Here is a 24,740-nt window from a genome sequence, read left to right on the forward strand (position 1 = left end):
GCTTTCTGCTTAACTGAACCTTCCTGTTATATAATTTTGTGTGCGTATATCGCTTGGCGCGGTAAACATTTGCTTGGTGTTGTCAAACTCAACCAGTTCGCCTAAGTAAAAAAACGCTGTTTTATCGCTTACACGGGCAGCCTGCTGCATATTGTGTGTTACTATAATAAGCGTATAGTTTTCCTTAAGCTCATGAAACAATTGTTCAACACTGGAGGTAGATATAGGGTCGAGTGCTGAGGTTGGCTCATCAAACAAAATCACCTCGGGTTCCATGGCAATGGCGCGGGCTATGCACAAACGCTGTTGTTGTCCGCCAGATAAAAAAGTACCTTTTTTATGTAACGAATCTTTAACTTCCTTCCACAAAGCAGCTGATGTTAATGATTTTTCAACGATGTTATCCAAATCGGCTTTGGCCATTTTAAGGCCGTTTAATTTGTAGCCGGCAACAACGTTATCATAAATGCTAAGGTTGGGGAAAGGGTTTGGCCTTTGAAAAACCATACCTATTTTATACCTAACGTATATCGGGTTCATGTTATAAACCTCGTCGTCGTACAACTTTAACGATCCTTTTGCCGTTGCACCGGGGATAAGCTCGTGCATGCGGTTTATGCAGCGCAAAAAAGTAGTTTTACCGCAGCCGGACGGCCCCATAACTGCGATTACCTGGTTTTTTTCAATCCCGATGCTAACATCTTTAACAACGTGATTATCGCCAAACCATGCATTAAATTTTGATGCACTTACAACTGTATGTTCCATTTTCTTGTAATCAGTTTTGTGGTTATATTTAATATTAAAACAAACATTAATAGTATGAACGATGCGCCCCAGGCCAAATTGTGCCAATCGTCATAGGGGCTGGTAGCGTAAGTGTATATAACGTGCGGCAAGCTTTCCATCGGCTTGGTAACCGCGTACGACAAGTAAGAGTTGCCCAATGCGGTAAACAGTAACGGTGCAGTTTCACCAATTATACGCGCTACTGACAGCATTATGCCCGACAATATGCCCGCGAAACCACAAGGTACAATAACTTTTATTATTACCCGGTGATACGGTACGCCCAATGATAAGGCGGCCTCTTTTAAAGATGGTGGCAATAAACGTAACGTTTGCTCGGTCGACCGGATTACAATGGGCAGCATCATAATTGCTAGGGCACAGCTACCCGCAATGGCGCTAAACGAGCCCAGCGGCTTAACTATCCAAAGATAAACTACTATGCCTATCACAATTGATGGTACGCCCTGCAAAACGTCGACACACAGGCCGCTCCAGTAAGCCAGCTTGGTATGCGGGTTTTCGCTTAAATATATACCTGTAAGTATTCCAACCGGTATCGATACTACCGATGCCATTCCAACCATCAATAAACTACCTACCAGGGCGTTGGCAATACCACCACCAGGTTCGCCTACCGGCGTTGGCACATGGGTTAAAAAGTGCCAGTTAACTTGTGTAACCCCCTGCTTTATAATATAAAGCAACACAACAATAAGGGGCAGCGTAATTAAAAAGGCCAGAAAAATTATCAGTCCTTTAAACAACATGCTTTTGGTGTTTCTTATTCCTATTCGTGCATCCATAAGATTAGTTGTTAGTAAACCTGGTGATTATACGTTTGCCAATAAGGTTAATAATCACGGTAACAAAAAATAGCACCAGGCCAAGTTCAACCAGTGCCGAAAGGTACTGCTCGTGATCGGCCTCGGTAAATTCGTTGGCTATAACGCTGGCCATGGTATTGCTTGGGCCAAAAATTAAATCCTTAAAATTATGCGCCAGCGTGGGCGTATTACCAATAAGCATGGTAACGGCCATGGTTTCGCCAAGTGCGCGGCCTAATGACAGCAGCACCCCTGCAAATAAACCTGTGCGGGTATAAGGCATAACCACGCTGCGGATAACCTCGAAACGAGTAGCGCCTAATGCATAAGCCCCTTCTTTTAATGCCGAAGGCACCATGCGGATAAGCGTAATGCCTAACGAAGCTGCGTAAGGTATTATCATTACAGCCAATACTAACGATGCAGTTAAAACACCGATACCGTAAGGCGCAACCCCTATTTTGGTCTCAATCTGCCTGATTATAGGCACCAGCACAAACAGTCCCCAAAAACCATAAATAATTGATGGCACAGCTGCAATAAGCTCGATAGAGTTTTTCAACAGGTTTGATAACCAGCCTTTAGGGTTATACTCGCCCAGGTAAATTGATACCGCGTATGAAAATGGTATAGATAGAAGAAGGGCGATAAATGACGTTAACAGCGTGCCTATTAAAAAAGGATAAGCCCCGTATATGTTTTGTACAGGGTCCCAAACCTTGCTCCATAAATACCCGAAGCCTGAAGACTTAACAGATGGAATGGATTCTTTTATCAGTGTTATTAAAATGCCAACAACTATCAGCACCAGCACAACACCCATAAATATCAATAACCGCCTGAAAATGGTTTCCCATTTCATTTGGCTGTACGAGAGGTCTAATCTTTTATTCTTCATTTAATCAAATCGTTATTTGAGCGTAGAGCCCTTTTCGAGCTAAAAGCAGAAAGCTAAAAGTGGGAAGCATTTAATGTTGCTTATCACTTTTAACTCCCTGCTTATGGCTTTTTGCTTTAGTCTTTATGCTTTCGGCTTATAAAATGGCTTTACCATCATAAGTGGCCGATTTCAAAATTTTCTCAGCAACTTTTAAAGCTGACTTTGAAAGCGGTGCATAATTTAAAGGTGCGCAATTTTTCTGACCATCGTGAATGTTGTACCATAATAACTTTAACAGTTGTTTAGCACGGTCGGCACTGCGGTCGCTATATTTTTGCTCTTTGTAAATTAAAGCCCAGGTAAAGCTGGTGATAGGGTAACCTTTAGGGTTATCAGTATTTGTTAACGATACTTCAGCATTTGCTGGCAGCTCAACGTTGCTTGATGCTGTGGTAGTTTCAAGAGTTGGGGTAATAAATTTACCGGTCTTGTTAGCTATATCAGCAAAAGTCATTTTGTTTTGAAGAGCGTAAGCTAACTCGTTGTAACCAATAGCGCCCGGAGTTTGTTTAACCAAACCGGCAACACCTTCGTTACCTTTACCGCCTAAACCGGCTGGCCAGTTAACAGCAGATGCTTTACCTACTTTTGAAGCCCACTCAGGGTTAACTTTCGTTAAAAAGTCGGTAAAAATGAAAGAGGTACCGCTACCGTCAGAACGGTGGATAACTACTATACCTGTTTCAGGCAATTTAGTTCCTTTGTTAAGTGCAGCAATTTTAGGGTCGTTCCAGGTAGTAATTTTACCAAGGTAAATATCACCTAACACAGCACCGTTCAAATTCAAACCTGTTGTAAGGCCCGGTACGTTGTAAGTAATTACAACTGCGCCCGATGCCATTGGGATATGCAATACAGGAACCGCGATTTTTTTAGCCTGATCTGCGTTTAACGGAGCATCTGATCCACCGAAATCAACAGTTTTGTTAGTCAGCTGCAAGATACCGCCGCCTGAACCAATTGACTGGTAATTAACTTTAATGTTTGTTTTAGCAGCATACTCGGCAAATATCTTAGAGAACAATGGGTACACGAATGTACTGCCTGCCCCTAGCAGGGTGTTGTCCTGAGCCGAAGCCGATAACGATAGTGCGCTTGCAGCGATTGCTACGGCAGCTACCTTTAAACTTTTAATTACTTTCATTTTGTTTTTGAGTTTTTTGTTTTTGTTCCTTGGTTACCTATTAATTATTTACCGAATACGTAGTAAACAGTAGCTCTGTAAACCAGGTTGTGGTCAGGGGCAACGTAACCTGTGGTTGATGCATCTCTATTGTCTTTGTAGTTAACTAACCAAATGTTTGGCTCAAAGTGAACGCCTTTAGCTGGTTGGTAATCTAAACCCAAAGTGTAGAAATTTTCTTTAACGGTTGGGTTGTATGAACCGTAGTTAGTGTTAACTGTGTACGAAGCAGTTTTATCGAATTTAGTATCAGGCTGATAAGCATCGAAACGTGCGAAGTAGTTAAGTGTTTTTGAAATTGCTCCTTTTGCAAAAACTGAGAAACCTTGTGCAGTAGCATTTTCAGGAGTGCCAGCTTTGCTAACGCCGCTTGCAAATTTCTGAGTGTATGCCTCAACACCAATTGTAATTGGTTTGGTATTGTATGCTGCAAAAATTTTGAACATGTTATGGTTCTGTCCGTCAGGAATTGGGGTAGACGAAGGAGATGTTTTAACATAATCGGCATAGATATCTACGTAAAGTTTTTTGTTTAAAAACTTACCCCACAAATCGCCGTAGAAAATTTTGTAGAAACCTGTGTTATTATTAGCCGCAGATAATAAGCTTGAAGTGCTGTTGTTACCAACCATAAATACGTAACCAAAGTTTTTAACAGCAGGGTCAAAAGTTCCCTGTAAAGCAGCACCCAAATCATATGAGTTGTTTTTGTGGATATCTGTTATGGTTTTTTCAATTGAACGGTAACCCCAGGTTGCTTCTGATAATGAAGTAGGCGCGTTTGTTCCGGGCTCATTCAATGCAAAGCCGGGAGTTCCCATTTCACCAATAACAAGGTCGGTTCCGTTCCAAAGGTCTCTGATCCTTAAGTTTGCATTTTTGATCCAGAACGCCATTTTACCGTCAACAAGGTTGTCGCCGTTTTGGATAGTATTAGTAGCACCGGCAAAAGAACCAGTGTTAGCGTTAGGCTCAGAAGCCAATAACAATTCTACTTTGAATTTTTTGGTTATTTCATAATCATAACCTAAGTAGATACGACGGAACTGGAAAGCGTTGCGGTATTTAGGTACACCGTTATACTGATTTTCGCCACCTCTGTTGGTTGCATCAGCGTGTGCATTATAATACAAATCGCCAAATACATAACCCCAAATTCTTCTTTGCGGTTTCCATGAAGTATCTTCAGCAGCTTTAGTAGTTTTCTTTACTTCGGCAGGTGCAGTTGTGCCCGCATCAGTAGTAGTAGTTTTTGCGGCCGGAGCGGCGGCTAAAACCGGTGAGTTTGTTTGCGCTTTAACAGTAATAGCACCCAGTGTTAACGTTGCTACGGCTGCTATACTAAAAAGTCTTGTAAACATTGTTTTCATAATCAATTAAGGATTAAATAAATTTTGCCTCAAAAGTGGGGCAGCAGCATTATCTTAATGTTAACACATCATTAATCTTTGATGATATTATTTAAATGTTAACTTAACCTTAAAAGCATCGAAAAACGCTATAAAAACGCAATTTGGTGGATTTTAAAAAATAACAAATAACTGATTTTTAAGCACTTACATTGACTTTTCGTTATACGAAAATTGATAACACAGATTTAACATTGCGCCTATTCTGTTTAATATCCACTTAACAATACAGCCGTATTTTTGGGTTTTCCTAATAATATAACTGTTTATGAGGGTTTTAATCCAGGATTTTCTGCCAAACCGCGAATTGTTCTACGGCCAGCTCGATATGGCTGCTAAAAACGCATTCAATATGGCTACCTTGCTTGTTGGTGTGGTTGACACTGCAGAAGGCGCCGACCGCGATCAGCTGTTTAAACAGGTGGATAAACTGGAGCACCAGGGCGATGACATAACCCACAAAATTTACCTTGCGCTCGACAGGATTGTTTTTACCCCGCTAAACCGTAACGATATACATGTACTGGCAGGCGCAATTGACGATGTTTCCGATATGATAAAGGAAGCAAGCACTCGCATAAACCTGTATAACATAACCGATATTAGCACCCCTATTAATGAACTTACCGCCCTCATACAAAAGGCCTGTGCCGAAATACAAAACAGTGTTGCCCTGCTAAGAAAACATCATGCAGACAATGAAATACTTATTGCCCTCCGCCAGGTAAAACTCTACGAACGCCAGGCCGACCGGATTTACTACAACGCAGTAGCCAACCTGTTTGCAAATGATAAGGACCCCATTAACGTAATTAAATACCGCGAGATACTGCAATCGTTAGAAAACACCATCAACAAATGCAAAAGCACAGCCGATGTGCTGGAAGTGGTTTTGATAAACAGGTGATACAAACAGGGGATGAAAACAAACCCATCCCCTGTTTAACAACTGCTATAACCTTAAATACTTAATGCACAGCCAGCTCTTCGACACCATCCAGCTCATATATGTACCCTAAATTATCCGGACTGCTGCTGCTCACCTTGATATCTTTAACAAGGCCGCTGCTCAAATCTATCACCCAGCCATGCACCTCAAGGTCGGCACGGTTCATCCAGGCGTTTTGGATGATAGATGTTTTGCATAGGTTATACACTTGTTCAGATACGTTCAGTTCCACCAGCCGGTTAAGCTTTTGGGTTTCATCGGTAATACGGTCAAGCTCGTGACTGTGCAGGCGGTAAACATCTTTAATATGCCTTAGCCAATTATCAATTAACCCAAACTGCTTGTTGCTTAATGCAGCAGCTACCCCACCACAACCATAATGCCCGGCCACTATAACGTGTTTTACCTTAAGTACATTAACCGCATAGTCCAGTACGCTTAGCATGTTCATGTCCGAGTGTACACAAACATTGGCAATGTTACGGTGTACAAAAACTTCGCCGGGCTTTGTGCCGGTTACATCGTTTGCAGGTACGCGGCTGTCTGAGCAGCCTATCCAAAGCACTTGCGGGTTTTGGCCTTTTGCGAGCTTATTAAAGTAGTCAGGGTCGTCAGTTAACCTGTCCTTAACCCAATCGCTATTGCCTTTTAAAAGGGCCTTATAGGTGTCTGACTGTGCAAGTTTTACACTGCTTAAATCTATCTGCGGCTTGTTGCCGTTCTTTTTATTTTCTGTAAGTGTCATGTTGTTTCTTAGTTAGCGTTAGTTCGATATAAAAATTGGCACTAATAAATCCCATCGTTTTACTTAACGGTCTGCGTTTCGCCTCACCTAATCCTCTCCAAAGGAGAGGACTTGAGCTTCGCTCCCCGGCAATTCCATTTCAGAACCCTCTCCTTTGGAGAGGGCAGGGTGAGGCGACGACCAGCTATTATGGTATCGCCCGCAACTCAAAGCACCGTGTTCTTATATCCTACTCACGTTAGTTAGCGTTATAAATTAATTCTTTTAAAGGCGGCACATCGTACCTTTCCTTTATATCTTTCAGTTGCACAATAATCCCTTTAGTAAAGGCATTGTGTTTAAAATTGTGGATGATCTCCAGTACGTCCGCATCAATATAGCGCGAGTTTGCGCCATCAATTATTACATCCGTACCTTTTGGCAGGCTGGTAAGCGTTATTTGTATAGCGGCCTTGTTTAAAAACGAAACCTCCTCGGCAAGCTGCAGCCTTATTGTTTTTTTATCGCCATTTTTTATGATGTGATAAAAATACGGGTTGCGCATATTGGTGCGCAGTATGTAAAACACGCCTACCAGCATCCCTATGCCTACGCCTATCAGCAAATCGGTAAGCACAACGGCAATAATTGTTACCGCAAAAGGGATAAACTGATCGAGCCCTTTGTGCCACATATGCTTAAATAACGATATGCGCGCAAGCTTGTACCCGGTCACCAGCAATATGGCCGCCAGGCACGACAGCGGGATCTGGTTTATTACCCATGGAATACATAATAAAGCAGCCAGCAATAGTAGGCCGTGTATAACCGCGCTGGCTTTTGTACGTGCACCCGCATTAACATTGGCCGACGAGCGCACTATTACCGCCGTCATAGGTAAGCCGCCAAGTAAACCGCTTATAAGGTTGCCCGCACCCTGGGCCACCAGTTCGCGATTAGTGGGCGAGATCCTTTTTATCGGGTCAATTTTATCAACGGCTTCAAGGCTCAGTAAACTTTCGAGGCTGGCCACTACGGCTATGGTGAAGGCTACTATCCAAACCTGCTTGTTGCCAAGCTGGCCAAAGTCGGCTGTTTTAAACAGGGCAAAAAACTCGCCGCTGCTGTTTATTACCGGGATGCTTACAAACTGCTTCTCGAGCAGTGAAAAGCTGCCGCCGGCAAACAGGGCGCTCAGGCTTACCCCGGCCACCACTACCAGCAATGGCGCTGGTACAACAGCAAGCTTTTTAAACCGCGGCCAAAATATCATTATAGCTAATGATACCGCGCTGATAACTACGGCCCCGTAATTGATCATTGAAAATGCATTGGTTATAGCCGAAAAGGTGTTATGATCGTCCGACTGGCTAAAGCCTTCATCGCCCTCAAAATTGGCATCGAAACCAACCGCATGCGGAAACTGCTTCATAATAAGGATGACCCCTATTGCTGCCAGCATCCCCTCAATAACTGCCGATGGGAAATAATTGGCAATAGTACCGGCCTTTACCAGGCCCAATATCACCTGGAACACACCGGCCAGCACCAGGGCCAGTAAAAAGGTTTCGTATGATCCTAAACTGGTTATTGCGTTTAAAACAATTACCGTTAACCCCGCCGCCGGGCCAGCCACACTTAGCTGCGAGCCGCTAAGACAACCTACTACAATACCACCTATAATACCGGTTAACACCCCGGCAAAAAGCGGTGCGCCTGATGCCAGTGCAATACCTAAACACAAAGGCAGCGCCACTAAAAACACTACTAAACTGGCCGGGAGATCTTTTTTTAAATTTTTAGAAAGAAAATATTTTTTTAGGTTGAGATTGCCCACAGCAAACCCACCTTGTTCATTTTGCATAGATTGAAATTTTGAATTTGATATTTAAATAAATTGTAGCGCCATGCGCTCCGGGTAGGTAATACCCGGTAAATTTATTTAAACGTTGGGAGGAGGTGTGGGCACCTGCGGATGATGTACCTGCTTATACAGGCAATGTTCAGAATTGTAAAGTACTTTTACCCCGTTAAGAAACGACTGATAGGCCAAAACGTGCATGTAGGTTTCATCAAAAACCTTTTTTTCCTTGGCCGTATCCTTTTCCGGGCTGTCTTTATCAGCCTTTGATTCAAGCTCAAGCTGAAGAATAACTGCACTTACGGTTTTGTTATCAAGATACAAAAATACCGGGGCAAGCGAGATGACCATCTTAATTAAAAAGATAGTCAAAAACAACATTCCTACCAGTATTTTAAATTTCCTGACCTTCATTTATTTCGCAATAATAATTAAAAATAACCACCAAAACATGCTTTGGTTTCATTTTAACAAGGTTTTAACAATTAAATGAGAAAGGGATTTATCAGAAAATGATGGCTATTATAGCCTTACAGCCTGATTTTCAAGCCGCTTGCAATTAACCTTAGCGAAAGAAACTATCCGGCTTTTTGCTCCCCTACCAGGCCCTGCTCTTTTAAGTCTTTCAACTCAAGTTCGTAGGCGCGCATGCGGGCGTGCAGTATATCAAGCTCGGTGCGCATCATTTGTATTTCGGTAATCAGCTTGGCCGATTCGGGTTTGTTGATTTTCTTTTCGCCGGTACCGAGTATGAGCCACTCGGGCGAATATTTGAGCTGGAAACACAGCTTGCGGATAAGGTAATAGCTAACGTCCTGCTTTTTGTTTATCACTTTGCTGATAAACCCCTGGTCGACACCAATTGCACCCGCAAGTGCAAGCTGGCCACCATGCTCTTTTACAATTACCTTTAACCGTTTTACTATTGCTTCGTCAGACATTTTGATTGCAATAATAAACAAAGATGCGGAATAGTCAAGGGTTAGTTTTCTTTTAAGTTGATTGGGTTGAATTGGGCTGGTTAGGTTGAATAAGTTGTAGAAAACCTAAAATAAAAAAGGCTGCAAGTTATTTTTAAACCTGCGGCCTTTCACCTAAAAAACTCAATCAACTTAACCAACTAAAAAAATTACCCCACCATCACAAATTCGCTGCTGTGCTGATGTACCAGGTCAAGCAATTCATCAAGCCTTGCATTGTAAGCCTCAATTGAAATTTGCCCGTTATTATATTTTGCTGAAAGCACCTTAAGCTCCTGTACTTTCGACAGCCTTAAGCTTTCTGATTTGTTATTATAAAGATTTGCCATTGTTGATGCGGCCGCCATATTTAACGGCACATCATCATAACGCAAAATGGCTTTTAACGATTCAATTTTTTGTTCTGTTGCCTTTAAAAGGAACATTGGAGGAATGCTTCTGTTCTCGCGCAAAACCGCAGTAACTTTTACATTTTGCTTTTTATCGAACTTTAAAATCATTACTATGATTGTTACCCCTGCAATCAGAAAGAAAAAAAATATGTCCATCGTTTTAAGATTTATCAATTACCAAGCCAAAACATTCGGTGATTGATGTTCTTTTACGATAGTGAGGTTTAAGTAGTTACGTTTATTTAAAAAAAAGTTCATGGTTCATAGTTCATGGTTCATAGCAGCTGCAATTGGCACGTGGCTTCTTCTCTTGGTTCTTGATTCTTGGCTCTTGACTCTTTTCTTCTTAGGCTATGAACTATGAACTACAACACCTTCTCGTAGCACAAAAACCGCATCCCAGGCCTAAAGCCGAGGCCTATTTCGCCGGCGTACTGGTAACCAAGCTTCGGAAAAAGCTTTTGGGTAGCCTGGTTATTGGTGTTGGTGTCAACACGCAGCTTATTTATGCCCTTATTTATGGCCACCTGTTCGGCCTGCTGCATCAGGCCCATTGCTACGCCCTTACCCTGGTAACGCGGACTAACAGCCAGCCTGTGCGTTACAATCGCCGTTTCGCTGATGTCCCAGCCAACTTCGGCATATTCCGGCTCCTGGTCGGTGGTGATGGCGCTTATGCCCGCAATATCGCCGTCAATTTCGGCAAGCCAAAGCTGGTTTAGGGCTATATCTTTCTCAAAAACAGCAGGATTTGGGTAAGTATTGTCCCACTGCATGTTGCCGGCGGCATTCATTAATGGCACAACTTCGGCAATTAGCAGCATTATTTGGGGGATATCGGTAAGGGTAGCAAGGCGGATGTACACGATTTAAGGATTTAAAAGATTTTCAGGATTGATGTGTTTATCATCGATTACAAATTGCAACAAAAATAACCAATGCAAATAGGTTTACCATTAATAAAAACAAGTATGCCTTACCTTTCGAAATCAACTTAAACAAGCTGTAAACTATAACACAAATAAAGCTTACGAAAACATATAATGCAGCAAGTATATCAAGGTTGGGCGTGCAGGGGCCGCTTTTGAACTCCCCCGATAAAATAACATAAGCTATAATTGGTAAAGATATAAGGTGATAAACGAAGGTCTTCAGCACGTGGTGCCGCTTCAAATATTCAATTATCCCGGTGGGACTATCAGGGTCATCCATAAAAAATTAGTTTTATAGATTAGAATAGAGTTATAACGAATAGTTACAGTTACGAAAAAACCGCATTGGTAATCAGCTGTATTATTGATGGACATTGGTAAGGGTAGCGGGGGATAGTATAAAAGAGAGACCTGCTATGGAAGCAAATAGGTATAAACAGATGGCCTGGTTGCATTAATTTCTTCAACTGTAACTTTCACCAGGTGCGATTTGACCTGCTTATTAACGGTTTTAGGATCTACTGTACTTTCGTCTTCACTTTTAACTGAGTCCTTAACCATATTTAAATGATCAGCTTCCATAAATTTTCAATGTTAATATACAAAGCGCCCAAAATAAACCATCCTATTGATGGACTAAATTTAATAATTGTCCGATGATAAAATGCGTTTTTCTAAATAATTACCAGATAATAAGCGCAGCCCTCCCGTTATTGTAGCGGATTAGATGTCCTCCGAAATCTGCTTGCCTTTTTCCCATTGCGACCGTTGCGTTATGTTGCCATTTTCGTCCCAGATGGTAAACGTCCCCTCCATATTATTAAATCTAATTGTACACTCTTCATTGATTTGTCCGTTTAAGTAATACTCCCTCTGAATTCCTCCCATGTGACCATCCGTAAATTCAGATTCTCCAATCAATACACCATTTTTGAATTCCTCAATAACTCCTGTTAGTGGCTGCCCTTGGTAGTAATAAATAATCCCACCGCCCGAGTCAGTACCACGTTCTTCTAAATCATCGTAACTTACTCTTAAACTCATTTTACTTCTTATTTTTCTAAAATCGCCTCCAAGTTCAGATAATAACAACGTGCGCAAGTTTAAAGCACGAAGAACCTTTTACTTCACCTCCACCGGCGGAAAACTTGCTTCAGCCATGGTTTTAATTATGTTTTGCCTTTCAGATTTCAGGTTTCTTAAAAAAGGCATCACATCGTTGCCATACGCCCGTTTACTCAGAGCAAATAGAAGTACGCCTTTATGCCCTGCTTTATCCGTATAGTTTTTATAATGGTAGGCATTCAATTCAACTACTGATGCCTTGCCGCCACCCCCATCGCTCATTATAAAATCGAGCAGGTACTCGCCATTTTTTTCATTTTTTTGCACCAAAAAGTTAGCCACGGCATCAGTTTTCTTCCGTTCTCTTATTTCGTTAATTTTTACGCCTACAATATACTTTGCCGGTGTATCTATCAATAAATAATCAACCATTAGCATACTTTTATAACGGTCAGGGTTTTCTCTTGCCGGCAAATACTCCTGCTTATAATAATTAGTTCCCGGGTGCGAACTCCATGATAATCTATATTGCTGGTTATTAACGGTAAGCGTATCGCCTGTATTAAGGTAGTTTACAACATCGGCAGCGTGCCTGTTAAAACTTGTACTTAATGCAAATAAAAAAGGAATTAAATAAAGTATTGATTTTTTCAATGATGCTGTTTTTCAGGATTGGTTAGATGGTGTGGCGTCCCGGTTTTCTTGTTGCCTATGATTTTAAATATTTCCTCACAACCCTTACTATCACCCAAACAATAATTATCAAAAGAGCAAAACTTAACGTTGAAAAAATTACTAAGGATGTTGATGGCGTAATAAGGTCCATAATAATCGATTAAAAAGAAAATGTTACTAAGTTTAAATATACAGATAAGTTTTCTATTCGGTTATGCTTGCCCCACCACAATCTTCACCCTGCTATCTTCATGCAAAGCTTTAATAATCCTTGCCGGGTTTTTCCATTCAAACAGGTGGATGAGCCAAACCGTAAAGCGCATAAAGCCCTCCATGTGTATCAGGCCGCCGGCGAGTTTGGTGATTGTTTGGTCGCGCTGGGTTACGCAGGTGGTGTAGTCGGTGCCTTGCTTTTTTACCAGTTCTTCGGCAAAGCACCAGGCGCCGTCGCGGGCATTATCAATGCTGAACTGTATTAATATAGATGTTTGGTTATTATAATGCAGCCCCAGCAGCGATAACAACGGCGACATCCGGTCAATATCATTCACCACTTGGTAAGTTAAGGCCGATATAATGGTGTTAATGGCGTCAAAATCGCCTTGTACACCATCCATTTGCCCGCCCGATACTTCGGCAGCGGCAATACCAAGATCGAGGTTAATATGGGCGTTCATCCCCAGCAACAACTGCTGCAACACCAGTGCCGACGAACTTTTGGTAGCCTCAAACGCTACTCGCCACGATCCTGAAATTGGCTGGTTAGCTTTCCATGCCGCCAAAGCATCAAGGTAACGGTTGGCAAACGTAACATCAAACTTTTCCATCCGGGCACCATCCTGGAACTGCCCTTTGGCAATGCCATCGCGCACGGCGGCGGTTACCTTATAATATAAGGCAGCAAAATAACCCATACGGTTGTTGGTGTTAATGCTGTCGGTAATAATAGCTTCTAACTGGGTAATTACTTCATTAATAGTAGTAGCTGCCATGGTGAGGGTTTAAGGTGGTCATTAAGCAGCCTAAGCAGCTGCCCTTCAATCAAAAATAATATTATAATATGATATCGCTGCCAAATTGTGCCAAATACGCCTGCACCTGGCTATAAATATCGTTGTCCTTACCTTTTACAAAACGCAGGGGGATGGCAATCTCGCTGCCATAATCGCTCACCCATTTCAAATTGAGTTGTATAAGCGATGAACTGCGACCGCGGATAAGTTCGACGCTTTTCACATCTTTCCAGTCTACAGTAATATTGCGGAGATAATCAATTATGCAGGTTTCATTAAGTTCGAGCGCGGTTTGGCCTTGTGCGGCGGGCAACAGCCTTTTAACTATCAGCAATACGCTTACGGCTACAAACACCAAAACAAACACCCCGTAAATTAACCAGGCAGCATTGCTGTGACTGGCGGCTACGTTCGAAAACAGCATCAGCATTAACACCAGCATCACCACAAATGTGGCCAAACTATAATTTAAGCTGTATGGATATTTAATGGGTTCCATGTTTGAGTCCGGAAAGTCGGTAAAGTCAGTAAAGTCCGAAGATAGGAAATAAAGAAGTTAAAAAAACTTGTCATTTCGAACGAGGTACGAGGAGAAACCTTGTACGTGCGATGTGAACGGCGGACAGGTTTGGCGCATACCTGTCAATCGCAAAAGTTTTCTCCTCGTACCTCGTTCGAAATGACATATTTTTATAACCCGGATATAACGCGCAATTCATCTTCCCAACTTTGCCCAAAAGGCCTCCTACGGCGTTTCTTTCAGACTTCCTCCCCTACAACCCTATCAGTTTCCCCAAAACATCCTGCGGACCTGCTGGGTCGCCTTTCATATTTTGCTGGTCGAAATAGTTGTGCCAGCCGGCGGCTTCAACCAGGCCCTCAAATGATTTGGCCATTTCGTCGGAGGGGAACGTCCATACCGCAAAAAAATCAAAGGGGAGGCGCTTATCGGTATCCGGATCATTTACGCCCCAGGTAATTATTTCAACGCCCTGTTCGGTTAATTGCTGAATTGCCGGGCCAAGCTGGGAAATGTATTCGCCGCGTTGTTGCTGGTCGAGGTCGAGCCACGCTTGTTTGGCGTTCCAGGCTTCAATGTAGTATTTCATGCTGTTAGGGTTTAATAGTGAAGGGGTTATCAATATTATTGAATAAAAATTGGATTATCACTATTGGTTGTGGAAATACTACTATTTTACTACTTATAGTCGGGAAAGTCCAAAAGATAAGGAAAAATAGAAGTTAAAAAGGCCTGTCATTTCGAACGAGGTACGAGGAGAAATCTTGTACGTGCGATGTGAACGGCGGACAGGTTTGGCGCATACCTGTCAGTCGCAAAAGTTTTCTCCTCGTACCTCGTTCGAAATGACATATTTTTTATAGCATGGATATAAAGCGGAATTCATCTTATCAACCTTCTCCGAAAGTCCTCCTGCGGCCTAGTCTTTCCCGACTTTCGGACTTCCCCTCTCAATGATTATGTTTCTTATGAATATCCTTCACCAAACACAGCTTTTTAATTTCCTCAATCTTTATAACAAACGGCGAGTATTTAAGCCTGTCGCCGACCATTTCGGTAATGTTGTCGGAGTGGGCAATTACTTCGTCTTCATTGTCGCTGGCCAGCAGGCGTTTGTACATGCGGTAGTCGCCCCATTCAATATAATATACTTCGCCGGGCAGTATTTTACGGTCGTGGATTATTTTTAGGGCAACCCAGCAGCCGTTCTCGAGATAGGGATACATGGAATGCCCCCAAACCGGCAGGGCAAAGTCACAATCCTCAATACCCGGAAAGTTCATGTGCCCCATAGGTTCTTTATCATTAATATCGCTGTAAACCTCAACACCCGAGGCCGTTGCAATAATTTCATACATCGGGATACCTTCAAATTTGGCCCGTGGCCCTGTTGGCTGTTCAGATTTTACTGTATTTTTTGCGCCGGTAATGTATTCACTGTATTTTTCTTTAAATATCTTTAATTTTTCTGGATCTATATTTTGCCGACTCTTTATTATTTCTGTAATTGAACTTGGATTATTAAAACCAAGAGCCTCGGCCAAGGCCAGGTTACTGGCAAATGCCTTGCCTCTTAGCTGACTATACAATATAATAAACTCCAGCGTCTCCGGCCTGATCAACTTTATTTTGTTTTTGATTGGTTTCTCGTCCATAATGTTGATAATTATTTATTTATTTTCTTTACAAATATACATTTTTTTCTTTACATTTGTATCGTAATCTTTTTCTAAAGTACTACAATAATTATTAAATCCCAACAAATGTTTAAAGAATATACAGAATATGCCCCCGGCCCCTAAAGGGAAGTAATTAGCATCAAGCCTATTCCCTACCCAATGGCAATCACTAAATGAAAAATGCTCCCCCTTTAGGGGGTTGGGGGGCTAACCGACTTTACCGACTAACACTATGCACCTGGCCTATTCAGCAATCAACATAACAAACAACAATCAGCAAAACAGCATGCAGCAACATAACGGCGAAACCGAACAGCTGCTGCGCTACCGGGCGTACCAATACACCTGCGAAAAGTACCGGAACGAAATTGCGGCTATACAAAAATACATCAAGGGTTGGCTGCCAAGCCCCCCGGCCCCCTGAAGGGGGTGTAAATCAAAAAAGTCTTTATCCCTGACGAAGGCTATACTAAATCAAAACGCTCCCCCTTTAGGGGGCCGGGGGGCTAATTACCATGATAAAAATATCTCAAAAACTAACCGACAAGCTGTGGTGGCTCATCATATCAGTTGATTATGACTACAACCGCATTACCATTGCCGACCACGACCTTACCGAGGACACATTAACCCTTTGGCTGGAAGACAAGCACGATTTTAAAAACACGCTCGACGAATGCCTGCAGGTGGATATCCCCGCAAAGCAATTTGCCTGGCTTATTAAAGAGGAAAACCTGAACAGCTACGAGGGTTCGAAAATGCATCATTCAAAAAACTACGTTTACAAAACGCGTATCGAAATTAATGCCCCGCTTAACTGGTACCGCGATGATGCCAGCCGTACCGAACAGCTATGGGCGCGGGAAACCGTACTTAAAACGCTGCTCACCCAGCTGATTGAAACGCAAACCCTGGGCGAAGACATGGTTTTATATTAATAATATTATGCCAATTAGCATATTAAACATATTTAAACAATAATACTTAGATGAACTACATTACACAAATAAAAGCCTTTTGGCTACTGCACCAAAAGCACGATTTTAACGCTACCGATGCCGCCCTTTACTTTTACCTGCTGGAGGTTTGCAACAGCACCAACTGGGTAAACCCCTTTAAGCGAAACAACGCCAAAGTGCTTGCCGATCTGCACTTGTCGAGGGCTACGTTTTTCAGGAGCCGCAGCAAGTTAAAAAAGGCAGGTTTGCTAACTTTTGGCCCTAAAAACGGCACTGCAAACGTAACCTATAAACTAACCGATTTGGAAGCTATGTATCGTGATAGAAATCAGCCTGATACAGCGGTGAAGGGTTCAGGTAGTGATACAGGTGTTGATCCGGGTTTTGTTGCAGGTAGCGTTACACTAAATAAAAACAATAAACCAAAACCAAAACAAGTAGTAGTAATAAGCTGTGAGCAAGCTTTTGCTTTTTATGTTGAAACTATGAACAACCGCATGCTTAAAGACAGGTTCGGGCTTGATAATAATGCCATGCTGGCGCATTTTAAAACTTTTTACAACTCAAAAATCGACCTGGGCGACCTCAACGGTAAAACTATTGAGCAAATAGCCCGTAATTTTTACTATTGGCTGCCTATACACCTTGCAGCGGGGCAAAAACAAAAAGAAAAAAATTGCGCCAAAAAAGAAAAAACGGTAAGTCCAGGTTTCGAACAGCCGCAAAGAGGATTTGCAGTGGCGATGAAGTTTGCAGATGTTAAAATGCGGGAGGATCTGTCATGAGCGGAAGCGAATCAAACATAGGCGGGTTGTTGGCACAAAGCGCGCGGCAAATGCAGCAAAACTCGAACGGGCAGATGCCCGCACGCACAACTGTACAGACAAGCGCACCTGTAAAAGCGGTTAACACCGGGGTGGCTATTTTAAAGCAGCAGATGGTGAACCAACTTCCTAAAAAAGACGTATTCGCGGTAGTGTTGATGAGCATTGCCAAAGCGTTTATAGATACCGGCACAAAAGAGATAAGCGAGGCCGACCGCAATTACCTGGTGAATGAGCTTACCGGCAACATTATTAAACGCTACCCGGCTATAAGGCTAAACGAAATCCCGGAGGCAATATGGCAGGGCGTGCGCATCCGCTTTGGCGAGTATTATGGGATGAGCCTGGTTACATTTGAGCGTTTTATTGAACAATACCTGCTGTCTGACAAGCGAACCGGGCTGGTTAAGGCCCTGCCTTGCGATGATGCGCCCAAACCTGCGCCAGACCTTCAAATCCAGTTTGAAACCGCAACGGAGAACGCCTTACGGGCCCTGCAGCGCAAAAGGGATAAAAAGGACGTATCGGCTATGTCTACATCGGTTTACAATTTTTTAGATAGCATAAAGCTGCTTTCATTTACCATCCGCGAAAAAAACGACATGATGGCGGATGCCACCCGCGAACTGATTGAGGAGCTTAAATACAAACAGCTGCTTGTACCCTATATTGAGCGCGCGGCTATTAAAAAGGATATAGAAGCTTACCGCGATGCCATTACCGAGCATACACCGGTAACCGCAGAACAACTAACCCTTGTAAAAATGAGGGCCAAAAAACTGGCGCTGGATGCTTTTTTAAATAACATCATTTTGGAAGGGGATGATTTGGGAGGGTTGATTGATGGGAGGCGGGATGTGTTTTTACAAGATTAAAATTAAGCTCGTAATTGCGAGCTTAACATTATATTATTGCGACCATTCCCGCCGCGTCATTGCGAGGAACGAAGCAACCTAACCACCCCGTCATTGCGAGGAACAGCCTGTCCCGAACTTGTTTCGGGAAAGCAACCTCTACGAAGGACATTCATGAACCTTATAGTATAAAGGGACCTTGCAGCGGCTGATAGGTTACCACAAGCATATTGCTCCTTGATTTGCACGCGTAGAGGTTGCTTCGTTCCTCGCAATGACGCATGGAGAGGGTGTTTTTGTATCACCTGTATCGTCAACTGAGTCACTACAGCGATACAAGCGATACAGCGTTTGATCGAGGGCAGGCAGAATATGCTTTTAGGTAGATAAATTTATAAAACTTGTCATTGCGAGCGAGGTACGAGCGCGGCAACCGCGAACGTTACAAGGCGGCTCTGCAAAGTTCGCGATTGCTTCGTTCCTCGCAATAACAAGCGGGCGAGTTTCACGCAGCACTTCACGTTACCTGTTTCCAGCCGCATTTTTATGCAGGTAAATCGGTGGAAGCCTCAGGCGCTTCATATTTAGCCAATACCTTTTGCACGGCCGGTTGAATATGCCATATTCCAAAAGGAAAAAACCAAAAACAAAAAAAAGCTTTCAACGAATCACTGCGGTTGGCAATGCCTTTCTGAAAATGCGACTCCAGCATACGGGCGGCAAACATCCAGACATTAAACAACAGGTAAAAATAAATCAGTATTAATATCAGCTGAAATAGCAGGTTGTAACCTTCACTAATGGTCGGCAATTGTATGTATAGCAAAATATTAAGAGCAAACAGTGTAAAGCCTACCAACAGCCAAAAGTGAATTTTAAAAGATGTTGTACCCGGTCTGCTGGCTTCAGGAAGCAACGCATTCATTTTTATTCCTATTGCGTAAGTCCAGCTAGTATAAAAAACAAAAAATACCGAATCCCAAATACCCGCAAATGTCGAAAACCAGGAAAACATAATTGGTATCAGTAATAAAAAAAATAAATGCCAGGGTTTAAAGCGAATTAAGAGATCCATTATAATGGTTTATAAGCCTTAAAGTTAAAAATCATTACCAATAACAACACAACATGCAATTAATTAAACACCCCAACTCCTGGTTCATAACGGCGCTGCTGGCAGCAGTATGTATAGCCATGCTGATTATTGTAAAACACTATAATGCAATAAATTAGAATAAAACGGGTCGTGTCTCAGTCTGATTTTTTATCAGGTTTAAAAAACAAAGAATAAAACCAGTATCCAAAATTCAAGACCACCCAGTTTAAGCCACTTAACATGAATCCTAAAAAAGGTATAAATAAAATAGGGATGATAAATCCCACCAAGCCCGTCCTTGGCCTGTTATTGAATTCTACAGGTACAATATTGAAAAGAGCTAAAAAACCTGCTAAAATTGAAAACGGAATTATAAAGAACGTGGTCGCGAAGAATATCTTTTTAAATGGGAAGCTTTGCACTTGATTAGGTTTTTAGATTGTAAAAAAGTCACTAGCTGGTTGGGATAAATTTAGGAATAAGTTTTTAGAATCAATTTGCCGGCCTTAGAATTCCCGCTGTTATTATAAAAACAAGCTCCATTTTCAATAAATAATTATCTTTAACAAACCAAAATACTCCTTATGCAAAGATTGTTCCTGCTGCTTGTAATTGTTATTGCTGTTAGCGCCTGTAAAAAGGGCTCAAGCGGCAAAACTACGTACGGCTCGGCTACCGAGCTGGTTAAACAGCAAATAACCCATTACGACCTGATACATGCCGATACCGACTTGTACACCTACGATGCCGGCAACCACTTAACCACACATGCCATGATGTACCATGGCGTTGCAATAAATGCTGATGTGTATAAATATGACGGTGCTGATGAGCCCTCCGAAGTGGATAATTATGATGTTACAACCGGCAAGCTGCGTACCAAATATTCATTTGCTTATTCGGCCGGTAAGGCAATTGTAACCGAGCATAACGGTGATGGCTTGTTAACCTTTTTGGACACTTTAAGGCTTAACAGCAAAAACCAGGTTGCGAGGCTTTATCGCGGTGCATTTTACAACGCTTTTACCTACGATGTACGGGGCAACGTAAGCTCGGTACAAGGCTTTAAAATAGCCGATGATTCGCCGGCGACGGTAGTAGGCGGACCTGCAATTTATGATGAGGGTAAAAATCCATTTTCGGCCGTTAAACCGAATTATTATTTTTCGTACCTGCTTTATGTTGGCTCATACAATACTTATGTAAATAATTTATCAGGCGGGTTTGTGTACCAGTTTGACGGGAACGGCTATCCAACCAAAGAATCAATAGTGGGGCAGCCAAATTTTTATGTGTTGTATAGTTACGTCACGTTATGATGCTGGCGAGTCAATGCGGTGAGCTAAGTGGTATTTATTAGCCAATCACTTAGTTCTTTAAGGCAGCTAACGCTTCAGATGGCGTAAGCACCGGGAGCTTACTTTTTTTAAAGTCCCTGGTATTTCGCGTGACAATAAAATCTAATTTAGGAATACTTAAAGCGCAATAATATTGAATGGCATCTTCATAATCCTTGAAATCTGATTTAAGTGACTGGCGAATTACAGAATCGGTCACATCCGTTATTTCTGTCATGTCTGCCAACTCTTCCAGCAGTTTTATTGTGGTTGCGCCGGGTACTGATTGGCGCAGGATGTAATAAATATTGTTGTATGAAACAGCCGATATAAAAATCTTCGCTTTACCATCTAAGGCAATATCGAAAAGTTTAGCTGAATCCAAAGCAAAAGGCTGCCGGTTTGCCAGGAAGTCGATGACGACATTTGTATCCATGAAAATTCGCTTCATGGTTTATTTGTATTTCTTCAGCAAAGCACTGCCCAACTCCTTTTTGTAATCAAAATCTTCCGGCAGTTTTACCGAACCCATTAATTTAGCAACCTTTGGAGACAACACAGACTTTGATTCGTCTTGAATACTGATAGATTTTAGGTAATTCTCCACAATACCCGATAGGCTTTTACCTTTTCTGCGAGCATATTTTTTTGCCGAATCGATGACAGTATCGTCAATTGTTAAAGTGAGTTTTGTGGTCATAACACGTGTTATTGTCAATTCAAATATACGTATAAATGATAAAACATTTAAAAAAAGATGTAACCAATTCTCACACTATCTTCAACTGGTACTTACTCAACAACCCATGTATGCCCTGTGCCGAGAAGGCCGCTTTTTTAACGATATTAATTTCAGGGTCGATGTCGTAGTTGTAGGCGGTGATAAAGTTGGCGCTGCTGATGTCGGTGCGGTTAAATATGGCGCCGTTCAGGTCGCAGTCGTCAAATACGGAGCCGGCGAGGTTGGCCTGGGTAAAGGTAACTTCTTTTAAGGTTGATTTATTGAACCGGGTTTTCAGCATCTTCTTGAGCATAAATGAGGAATAATCCAATATACAGCCCTCAAAGCCAACGCTAAACAAAAAGTCGATACAGTCGGTAAAGTTTACGCCCAGCACTTTGCAGTTTTTAAACTCAACACTGCTTAGGGTGCTTTTGGTAAGCTTCATCATGGTTAGGTTGCAGCCATCAAAAACACAGTCAATAAACTTGTTATTGGCAAAGTTGCTATTGCTGAAATCGCACTTTTTAAACGTGCAGCCATTGTACTCGCAGCCGCTTACCGTCGTGCCTGCGTAGCTGATGTCTTCAAAAGTTTTATCGTCGTGAACGGAGCCCATTAATTGGTGAATTTGTGATTTAGTGATTGCCCCCACTATCAATATCCCGCCTGCGAAGCGTCTTTCGGACTTTCGGACTTTTCCGTCTTTCGGACTTTCCGAACTACTCCACCACCTCATCAATAAACAACAACAGATCCTGGTGGAAAACGTCGCGTTTAAATTCGGTGCCGGTGTAGTAAACTACGGTTACATATTCATCGCTTTCAATCAGCGCTTTAGTTGCGGGGTCTTCGGTAAGTTCGTAACCTTCAACAGCCATTTTGGGGCCGTCGGCAATCATCACCACAACATCGCCTAAAACAAATTTCTTTTCCATACGGAAGGGGTTTATCGTTCTATTTTAACAAGTTCTTTGGCTTCTTTTACCAGTTCCTCAACAGCGCTTTCCTCTTCGGCAGGCTTACTGGCATATTGAAGTTTGCGGAAACGCCACATAGCGAACGCAGGCTCCTGCATGCGGTTTATCAGTTTAAAAAACTTCGGGAAGTTGTGCACCTCTTCCAGCAGCACACCCGTTACAATGCCGCTGTTATCGAGTATTTCGCGTATGGTGTACTCCTTGTCGCGGGTTATCCATATCTCAAAATCCTGCCTTATCTCCGTGCTTTTGTCGGGGTCAATTTTATCGTTAATGCAAATTACTTTATCGCCGGGTTTCATACTGCAAATTTAAGCAGCATAATTGAAAATTGTTTGGGCTAAGGGTCATTTTAAATGAAACCTTATTGTTTTCCGTTACCCTGCCCTATGCTGATCTTACCCTTTTTGATAATAACACGAAACAATACTTCGCCGGCAACCGCTTTTGATGTTTCATCGGTGGCAGGTTTCCAGGCAGGGCTTTGCAGCAAAAACTTACGCAGTTTAACCACAAAATCGTTATCTGCCACCGTGCCTTCAAAGTCTTCCTGCCGCATAATCTTTGGGTCGGTCAGTTTTCCTTCTTCAGATACCGGGCCTTTGTATAGTATACTCATGGAGTATTGAGGCGGTGCAATCTTTACGATGTACGAAGACAAAGAATCAATAAACACCTGGGTTATAGCGGGCGATATTTTAGTTTGTGCAAAGGCGTTTAAACCGAAAAAAGGGATGATAAATAAGAGTAACAGTCGTTTCATTGCGATTAAGATTTACGGTCTAATGTAGAGTATTTTTGATAAAAATGAGGATGATCTTTTTTGATACAAGGTTGCCATTTTACTGCTGATGTTATTTTATAGGAAGATGATAATGCAATGCCAGTTTAAAAATGCAAAGTGAAACAAAATCGACACAGGCATGGGTGATAATCAATATTTTGATGTTGCGGTACCATTGGTAATGTATGGCAAACACCACACCAAACAACGTGGCAAAAATAACTTCGCCAAGGCTGTGGTAACGGTAATGGATTAAGCCAAATGCCAATGATGATATAATCACCGGCATGTACTTGTTTTTAAAAAGCACCTCCAGCCGCGGCACCAGGTAGCCACGGAATATTAATTCTTCGGTGATGCCGGCAGTTACCGCAGTAAGTATCAGCATTGGCCAGCTGGTGGCCACTATGCCGATCAGGCGTAGCAACAGTGTGCGGTCATCATGATAGCCAAACAGCGCCGGGGCTTTTGACACGATGCCCGCGCCGATGCCTAAAAGATAGAGCGCACCAAACGATGCAAAGTAAAACCCGGCATTATATTTTTTATCGGCCCAAAGCAGCAGTTTGTTTTTTTCAATCGAGGCAGCATAAAAGTACAGTAGCAGTACTTCTCCCCATATCACCACCCGGGAACTCACTATGCGGGCTGCAGTAAATTGCCCTTCGTGGTAAAACAGCTGACCAATAACCGGGAAGTAAAAAATAGCAAATACAATACCGGCAATTAAAATAGCATTGCTGGGCTTAAGGGGTGTTGCATTCATTTACAATTGTGGGTTGGGGGTTGCAGGTTAAATATAGAAAATATATTAAAAGAATGCTTTGACCACAAGCAAATCATTCCCCCTTCAGGGCGCCAGGGGGCACAAAAAAAGCTCCCCGATCCTTCGGAGAGCTTTTCCCAATAAAAAAGAATATTATTATTTGGCTGTTAATTGCGCCTGAAACCACCTTTGTTTCCACCGCCGCCACCAGTAAAACCGGGGCCCTTATCTTCAGCTACGTTAACTGTAATACGGCGGCCATAATAACTTGCTCCGTTCATGCACCTAATCGCCTCTTTCGCCTCGTCATCATTAGCCATTTCAACAAAACCAAAACCTTTACTCTCTTTTGTCTCGCGGTCCTTAATAATCCTGAGCGACCTTACGGGCCCAAAATCACCAAACACAGCGGATAATTCGGCCTCATCCACCTCAAGTGGCAAGCCTGCAATAAATACTTTCATCAATGTTTTTAAATTTA

The 24,740-nt window shown here is 42.4% G+C and carries 33 protein-coding genes; 6 read left to right on the forward strand and 27 right to left on the reverse strand.

Annotation, left to right across the window (positions count from 1 at the left end; all coding sequences use genetic code 11):
* Window positions 1-9 precede the first annotated feature (9 nt).
* The 5 genes from pstB to Q0R52_RS05265 all read right to left on the reverse strand — a co-directional run bounded on the left by pstB (window position 10) and on the right by Q0R52_RS05265 (window position 5,100).
* On the reverse strand, window positions 10-768 hold the full coding sequence (gene pstB / locus Q0R52_RS05245; protein WP_252788127.1) for a phosphate ABC transporter ATP-binding protein PstB: 759 nt from the start codon (window positions 766-768) through the stop codon (window positions 10-12).
* Window positions 750-1,595 (reverse strand): phosphate ABC transporter permease PstA, encoded by an 846-nt coding sequence (gene pstA / locus Q0R52_RS05250; protein WP_295792806.1) that lies wholly within the window; start codon window positions 1,593-1,595, stop codon window positions 750-752. The genes pstB and pstA overlap by 19 nt, the downstream gene beginning before the upstream one ends.
* 4 nt (window positions 1,596-1,599) lie before the next feature.
* Window positions 1,600-2,514 carry a phosphate ABC transporter permease subunit PstC gene (gene pstC, locus Q0R52_RS05255; RefSeq protein ID WP_295792808.1) on the reverse strand — a complete coding sequence of 305 codons (915 nt, stop codon included), beginning with the start codon at window positions 2,512-2,514 and terminating at the stop codon, window positions 1,600-1,602.
* 136 nt (window positions 2,515-2,650) lie between these two features.
* Window positions 2,651-3,700: a phosphate ABC transporter substrate-binding protein PstS gene (pstS, locus tag Q0R52_RS05260; protein ID WP_295792811.1), complete on the reverse strand. Its 1,050-nt coding sequence runs from the start codon at window positions 3,698-3,700 to the stop codon at window positions 2,651-2,653.
* A gap of 44 nt (window positions 3,701-3,744) precedes the next feature.
* The gene (locus Q0R52_RS05265; protein ID WP_295792814.1) at window positions 3,745-5,100 is read right to left on the reverse strand and encodes a hypothetical protein; all 1,356 of its coding nucleotides are present in this window, start codon (window positions 5,098-5,100) and stop codon (window positions 3,745-3,747) included.
* Window positions 5,101-5,416: 316 nt separating this feature from the next.
* On the opposite strand from Q0R52_RS05265, the gene Q0R52_RS05270 reads away from it, so the two are divergent.
* On the forward strand, window positions 5,417-6,055 hold the full coding sequence (locus tag Q0R52_RS05270) for a DUF47 family protein (RefSeq protein WP_295792816.1): 639 nt from the start codon (window positions 5,417-5,419) through the stop codon (window positions 6,053-6,055).
* A gap of 61 nt (window positions 6,056-6,116) precedes the next feature.
* Here Q0R52_RS05270 and Q0R52_RS05275 read toward each other — a convergent pair whose 3' ends face one another.
* From Q0R52_RS05275 to Q0R52_RS05335, 13 genes are all read right to left on the reverse strand, one after another.
* A complete protein-coding gene (locus tag Q0R52_RS05275; protein WP_295792817.1) occupies window positions 6,117-6,842 on the reverse strand; it encodes a carbonic anhydrase in 726 nt (241 codons plus the stop codon).
* Window positions 6,843-7,080: 238 nt separating this feature from the next.
* Entirely contained in the window at window positions 7,081-8,685 is a 1,605-nt protein-coding gene (locus Q0R52_RS05280; protein WP_295792819.1) for a SulP family inorganic anion transporter, read from the reverse strand.
* Between the two features lie 78 nt (window positions 8,686-8,763).
* A complete protein-coding gene (locus tag Q0R52_RS05285; protein ID WP_295792821.1) occupies window positions 8,764-9,096 on the reverse strand; it encodes a hypothetical protein in 333 nt (110 codons plus the stop codon).
* 164 nt (window positions 9,097-9,260) lie between these two features.
* The gene (locus Q0R52_RS05290; RefSeq protein WP_295792823.1) at window positions 9,261-9,623 is read right to left on the reverse strand and encodes a hypothetical protein; all 363 of its coding nucleotides are present in this window, start codon (window positions 9,621-9,623) and stop codon (window positions 9,261-9,263) included.
* 188 nt (window positions 9,624-9,811) lie between these two features.
* On the reverse strand, window positions 9,812-10,210 hold the full coding sequence (locus Q0R52_RS05295; RefSeq protein ID WP_295792824.1) for a hypothetical protein: 399 nt from the start codon (window positions 10,208-10,210) through the stop codon (window positions 9,812-9,814).
* 209 nt (window positions 10,211-10,419) lie between these two features.
* Complete coding sequence (locus Q0R52_RS05300) at window positions 10,420-10,920, reverse strand: GNAT family N-acetyltransferase (protein ID WP_295792826.1); 501 nt, start codon at window positions 10,918-10,920, stop codon at window positions 10,420-10,422.
* Between the two features lie 480 nt (window positions 10,921-11,400).
* Window positions 11,401-11,568 carry a hypothetical protein gene (locus Q0R52_RS05305; protein ID WP_295792828.1) on the reverse strand — a complete coding sequence of 56 codons (168 nt, stop codon included), beginning with the start codon at window positions 11,566-11,568 and terminating at the stop codon, window positions 11,401-11,403.
* Between the two features lie 141 nt (window positions 11,569-11,709).
* Window positions 11,710-12,087 (reverse strand): hypothetical protein, encoded by a 378-nt coding sequence (locus tag Q0R52_RS05310; protein ID WP_295792830.1) that lies wholly within the window; start codon window positions 12,085-12,087, stop codon window positions 11,710-11,712.
* A gap of 21 nt (window positions 12,088-12,108) precedes the next feature.
* Window positions 12,109-12,705 carry a hypothetical protein gene (locus tag Q0R52_RS05315; protein WP_295792831.1) on the reverse strand — a complete coding sequence of 199 codons (597 nt, stop codon included), beginning with the start codon at window positions 12,703-12,705 and terminating at the stop codon, window positions 12,109-12,111.
* Between the two features lie 233 nt (window positions 12,706-12,938).
* The gene (locus Q0R52_RS05320; RefSeq protein ID WP_295792832.1) at window positions 12,939-13,718 is read right to left on the reverse strand and encodes a DUF5995 family protein; all 780 of its coding nucleotides are present in this window, start codon (window positions 13,716-13,718) and stop codon (window positions 12,939-12,941) included.
* Window positions 13,719-13,779: 61 nt separating this feature from the next.
* Window positions 13,780-14,238 (reverse strand): hypothetical protein, encoded by a 459-nt coding sequence (locus Q0R52_RS05325; RefSeq protein ID WP_252788141.1) that lies wholly within the window; start codon window positions 14,236-14,238, stop codon window positions 13,780-13,782.
* A gap of 274 nt (window positions 14,239-14,512) precedes the next feature.
* Window positions 14,513-14,848 carry a DUF6616 family protein gene (locus Q0R52_RS05330; RefSeq protein WP_295792834.1) on the reverse strand — a complete coding sequence of 112 codons (336 nt, stop codon included), beginning with the start codon at window positions 14,846-14,848 and terminating at the stop codon, window positions 14,513-14,515.
* Between the two features lie 361 nt (window positions 14,849-15,209).
* Window positions 15,210-15,914 (reverse strand): S24 family peptidase, encoded by a 705-nt coding sequence (locus Q0R52_RS05335; RefSeq protein WP_295792836.1) that lies wholly within the window; start codon window positions 15,912-15,914, stop codon window positions 15,210-15,212.
* 256 nt (window positions 15,915-16,170) lie between these two features.
* Here Q0R52_RS05335 and Q0R52_RS05340 point away from each other — a divergent pair, with 256 nt between their 5' ends.
* The 4 genes from Q0R52_RS05340 to Q0R52_RS05355 all read left to right on the forward strand — a co-directional run bounded on the left by Q0R52_RS05340 (window position 16,171) and on the right by Q0R52_RS05355 (window position 18,596).
* Window positions 16,171-16,362, forward strand: a complete 192-nt coding sequence (locus tag Q0R52_RS05340; protein ID WP_295792837.1) for a hypothetical protein — start codon at window positions 16,171-16,173, stop codon at window positions 16,360-16,362.
* Window positions 16,363-16,453: 91 nt separating this feature from the next.
* Entirely contained in the window at window positions 16,454-16,876 is a 423-nt protein-coding gene (locus Q0R52_RS05345) for a hypothetical protein (RefSeq protein WP_295792839.1), read from the forward strand.
* Between the two features lie 50 nt (window positions 16,877-16,926).
* The gene (locus Q0R52_RS05350) at window positions 16,927-17,682 is read left to right on the forward strand and encodes a hypothetical protein (RefSeq protein ID WP_295792841.1); all 756 of its coding nucleotides are present in this window, start codon (window positions 16,927-16,929) and stop codon (window positions 17,680-17,682) included.
* The gene (locus tag Q0R52_RS05355) at window positions 17,679-18,596 is read left to right on the forward strand and encodes a hypothetical protein (protein WP_295792842.1); all 918 of its coding nucleotides are present in this window, start codon (window positions 17,679-17,681) and stop codon (window positions 18,594-18,596) included. The genes Q0R52_RS05350 and Q0R52_RS05355 overlap by 4 nt, the downstream gene beginning before the upstream one ends.
* A 523-nt stretch (window positions 18,597-19,119) precedes the next feature.
* Here the strand turns inward: Q0R52_RS05355 and Q0R52_RS05360 are convergent.
* A complete protein-coding gene (locus Q0R52_RS05360) occupies window positions 19,120-19,650 on the reverse strand; it encodes a hypothetical protein (protein ID WP_295792846.1) in 531 nt (176 codons plus the stop codon).
* A 605-nt stretch (window positions 19,651-20,255) separates the two neighbouring features.
* On the opposite strand from Q0R52_RS05360, the gene Q0R52_RS05365 reads away from it, so the two are divergent.
* Window positions 20,256-20,990, forward strand: coding sequence for a hypothetical protein (locus Q0R52_RS05365; protein ID WP_295792847.1), 735 nt, complete (start codon window positions 20,256-20,258; stop codon window positions 20,988-20,990).
* 49 nt (window positions 20,991-21,039) lie between these two features.
* Here the strand turns inward: Q0R52_RS05365 and Q0R52_RS05370 are convergent, their stop codons facing one another.
* From Q0R52_RS05370 to Q0R52_RS05405, 8 genes are all read right to left on the reverse strand, one after another.
* Window positions 21,040-21,459 (reverse strand): PIN domain-containing protein, encoded by a 420-nt coding sequence (locus Q0R52_RS05370; protein ID WP_295792849.1) that lies wholly within the window; start codon window positions 21,457-21,459, stop codon window positions 21,040-21,042.
* 3 nt (window positions 21,460-21,462) lie between these two features.
* Window positions 21,463-21,708 carry a DUF6364 family protein gene (locus tag Q0R52_RS05375; protein WP_295792851.1) on the reverse strand — a complete coding sequence of 82 codons (246 nt, stop codon included), beginning with the start codon at window positions 21,706-21,708 and terminating at the stop codon, window positions 21,463-21,465.
* 70 nt (window positions 21,709-21,778) lie between these two features.
* A complete protein-coding gene (locus Q0R52_RS05380) occupies window positions 21,779-22,468 on the reverse strand; it encodes a pentapeptide repeat-containing protein (protein ID WP_295792852.1) in 690 nt (229 codons plus the stop codon).
* Complete coding sequence (locus Q0R52_RS05385) at window positions 22,452-22,667, reverse strand: hypothetical protein (RefSeq protein WP_295792854.1); 216 nt, start codon at window positions 22,665-22,667, stop codon at window positions 22,452-22,454. Before Q0R52_RS05385 ends, Q0R52_RS05380 begins: the two co-directional genes overlap by 17 nt.
* Before the next feature lie 11 nt (window positions 22,668-22,678).
* Window positions 22,679-23,011, reverse strand: a complete 333-nt coding sequence (locus Q0R52_RS05390; RefSeq protein ID WP_295792856.1) for a hypothetical protein — start codon at window positions 23,009-23,011, stop codon at window positions 22,679-22,681.
* Between the two features lie 62 nt (window positions 23,012-23,073).
* The gene (locus Q0R52_RS05395; protein ID WP_295792858.1) at window positions 23,074-23,472 is read right to left on the reverse strand and encodes a hypothetical protein; all 399 of its coding nucleotides are present in this window, start codon (window positions 23,470-23,472) and stop codon (window positions 23,074-23,076) included.
* Between the two features lie 91 nt (window positions 23,473-23,563).
* Window positions 23,564-24,259 (reverse strand): type II CAAX endopeptidase family protein, encoded by a 696-nt coding sequence (locus Q0R52_RS05400; RefSeq protein WP_295792859.1) that lies wholly within the window; start codon window positions 24,257-24,259, stop codon window positions 23,564-23,566.
* 167 nt (window positions 24,260-24,426) lie between these two features.
* The gene (locus Q0R52_RS05405; protein ID WP_252788157.1) at window positions 24,427-24,723 is read right to left on the reverse strand and encodes an RNA-binding protein; all 297 of its coding nucleotides are present in this window, start codon (window positions 24,721-24,723) and stop codon (window positions 24,427-24,429) included.
* Window positions 24,724-24,740 lie beyond the last annotated feature (17 nt).

It is taken from the genome of Mucilaginibacter sp. (assembly GCF_025359345.1).
In the GTDB taxonomy this organism is placed as follows: Bacteria; Bacteroidota; Bacteroidia; order Sphingobacteriales; family Sphingobacteriaceae; genus Mucilaginibacter.